The organism is Streptomyces flavofungini, assembly GCF_041028215.1.
In the GTDB taxonomy this organism is placed as follows: domain Bacteria; phylum Actinomycetota; class Actinomycetes; order Streptomycetales; family Streptomycetaceae; genus Streptomyces; species Streptomyces flavofungini_B.
On record NZ_JASKYR010000870.1, the window covers coordinates 1 to 2,501 of the forward strand.

Below are 2,501 nucleotides of genomic sequence, written 5' to 3' on the forward strand. Positions count from 1 at the left end.
GCCGTACCCGACGACATCCCTGAACTCGTACGCCTGCGCGCGCTGCTCTTCGAGCACCGCGACGGCGACTACTTCAGCCCCGTGAGCGCCCCCGGCGACTGGCGCCACGAACTGGCCGCGGTCCTGGCGGAGAAGCTGGCCTCGCCCAGCGCCCGCGTCCTGGTCGTGGACGGCGACCGCGGCCTCGCCGCCTGCGCCATCGGCACCGTCGAGCACTGGTTCCCCGGACCGCACAACCGCAACGGCCGGGTCGGCCATGTGATCGGCGTGGTCACCGACCCGGCGTGCCGACGGCGCGGGTACAGCCGCGCCATCATGCGCTCCCTGCTCGACTGGTTCCGCGCGCGGGAGGTCTGCCGCGTGGACCTATACGCCTCGGCCGACGGCGAGCCGCTCTACCGCGACCTCGGTTTCACCGACCACCCGGACCCGGCGCTGTACTGGCGCCCGTGACGCATGCCCGTATTGGTACGGGAGCACGAACAGGGCCGCTCACCTTGGTACCGCACCACGAAGGCGTGATCATCAATCTCCCCTAGCATCGCGGCATGCTTTCGATCGGGAGGTCTTAGTGAGTGACACGCCGAAGGACCCGCGGGCGGACCGGCTCGCCGCGATGGTCGCCGACCTGCGGGAACTGGTGGTCTGCGAATCGTTCTCCACGGACCTGGACGCCGTGGCGCACAGCGCGGACGTGGTGGCCGCGCAGGGCACCCGGCACCTCGGCACACCGCCCGAGCGTCTCGTCGTGGAGGGGGTCACTCATCTGCGGTGGACGTTCGGCACGCCGAAGGTCCTGCTCCTCGGCCACCACGACACGGTGTGGCCGATGGGCTCGCTCGCCACCCACCCGTGGTCCCTGCGCGACGGCGTCGCGCGCGGGCCCGGCATCTTCGACATGAAGGCCGGGCTGGTGCAGATGTTCCACGCGCTGGCCTCGCTGCCCTCGCTCGACGGGGTGTGCGTCCTGGTCACCGGGGACGAGGAGGTCGGCTCGGACACCTCGCGGGCGCTCATCGAGGAGACGGCGCGGCAGTGCGCGGCGACCTTCGTCCTTGAGGCGTCGGCGGACGGCGGCGCGGTCAAGACGGCCCGCAAGGGCACGTCCGCGTACGAGCTGGTCGTGCACGGCAGGGCGGCCCACTCCGGCCTCGAACCGGACAAGGGGGTCAACGCCGCGATCGGGGCCGCGCACCTCACCCTCGCCCTGACGGGACTGGCCGCCGAGGTCGACGCCGGAACACCCGGGCCCGGCGCCTGGCGGACCACCGCGACACCGACCATGTCCTGGGCGGGCACGACGACCAACACGGTGCCCGCAGAGGCGACCGTCTGCGTGGACGTGCGCGTGCCCACCCTTGCCGCGCAGAAGTCGGTGGACGAGGCGATCCGCCGCCTCGATGTGCCCGTCCCCGGGGCGCGCCTGGAAGTGCGCGGCGGGCCCAACCGTCCGCCGCTGGAGTCCACTTCCTCCACCGCCCTGTTCGAGCGCGCGAGCGCGGTCGCCGACCGCCTGGGCATCGGCCCCCTGCGCTCGGCGGCGGTCGGCGGGGCCTCGGACGGCAACTTCACCGCCGGAGTCGGCTGCCCGACGCTGGACGGCCTGGGTGCCGTGGGCGGCGGAGCGCACGCCGACGACGAGCATGTGATCGTCGCCGAGATGGTGCCGCGCGCACGGCTCCTCGCCGCCCTCGTCGAGGAAGTCGCGCGATGAGCGCGCTCACCGTACGCGAACTGCACGAGCTGCCCGACCTCGAAGCGGTCGACTCCCTCTTCGAGCGCATCTGGGGCTCGGGCCCCGGCGGCTCCCCGATGGGCGTCGAGCAGATGCGGGCCCTGTCGCACGCGGGCAACTACGTGGCGGGCGTGTACGCCGAAGGACGCCTGGTCGGCGCCGCCGTCGCCTTCTTCGCGGCCCCGGCGGGCGAGGCCCTGCACTCGCACGTCACCGGCGCCCTGCCGGGCCACGCGGCGGGCCTCGCCCTCAAGCGGCACCAGCGCGAGTGGGCGCTGGCCCGCGGCCTGTCCCGGATCACCTGGACCTACGACCCGCTGGTGCGGCGCAACGCCCACTTCAACCTCAGCAAGCTCGGCGCCCGCCCGGTGGAGTACCTCACCAGCTTCTACGGGCCCATGGACGACGCGATCAACGGCGGCGACGACACCGACCGCGCCCTGTGCTCCTGGGAGCTCTCCGACCCCGCGGTGCGCGCCGCCGCGGCGTCGGCCCCGCTCCCCGTGCACGTCCCGGCGGGCGCGGTGACCGCGCTCGCCGTGCGGGACGGACTGCCCGCCGTCGGCCGCCTGGACGCCCCCGCCCTGCTGGTCGAGGTGCCGCCCGACATCGAGGCGCTGCGCCGGGCCGACCCGGGAGCCGCCAAGGCCTGGCGGCTGGCGATGCGCGAGGTGCTCGGCGGCCTGCTCAGCGACGGGGCCGACGTCATCGGCTTCCACGACCGCTCCTCGTACGTGGTCGTCCGCGCCACCACACTCTGACGCAC

General features: G+C 73.9%; 3 protein-coding genes. All 3 read left to right on the forward strand.

Annotated features, from left to right (window positions below):
• Positions 1-453: GNAT family N-acetyltransferase (locus tag AB8Z36_RS35785; protein ID WP_369217559.1), on the forward strand; the 453-nt coding region annotated here is incomplete at its 5' end.
• 163 nt (positions 454-616) lie between these two features.
• Positions 617-1,714, forward strand: coding sequence for a M20 family metallopeptidase (locus AB8Z36_RS35790; RefSeq protein ID WP_369217561.1), 1,098 nt, complete (start codon positions 617-619; stop codon positions 1,712-1,714).
• The gene (locus AB8Z36_RS35795; RefSeq protein WP_369217560.1) at positions 1,711-2,496 is read left to right on the forward strand and encodes a GNAT family N-acetyltransferase; all 786 of its coding nucleotides are present in this window, start codon (positions 1,711-1,713) and stop codon (positions 2,494-2,496) included. Before AB8Z36_RS35790 ends, AB8Z36_RS35795 begins: the two co-directional genes overlap by 4 nt.
• The last annotated feature ends 5 nt before the right edge of the window (positions 2,497-2,501 follow it).

Bases quoted from the DNA above. Each gene is read 5' to 3' on its own strand.
- AB8Z36_RS35790 (WP_369217561.1), top strand. From the start codon at position 617: ATGGTCGCCGACCTGCGGGAACTGGTGGTCTGCGAATCGTTCTCCACG.
- AB8Z36_RS35795 (WP_369217560.1), top strand. From the start codon at position 1,711: ATGAGCGCGCTCACCGTACGCGAACTGCACGAGCTGCCCGACCTCGAA.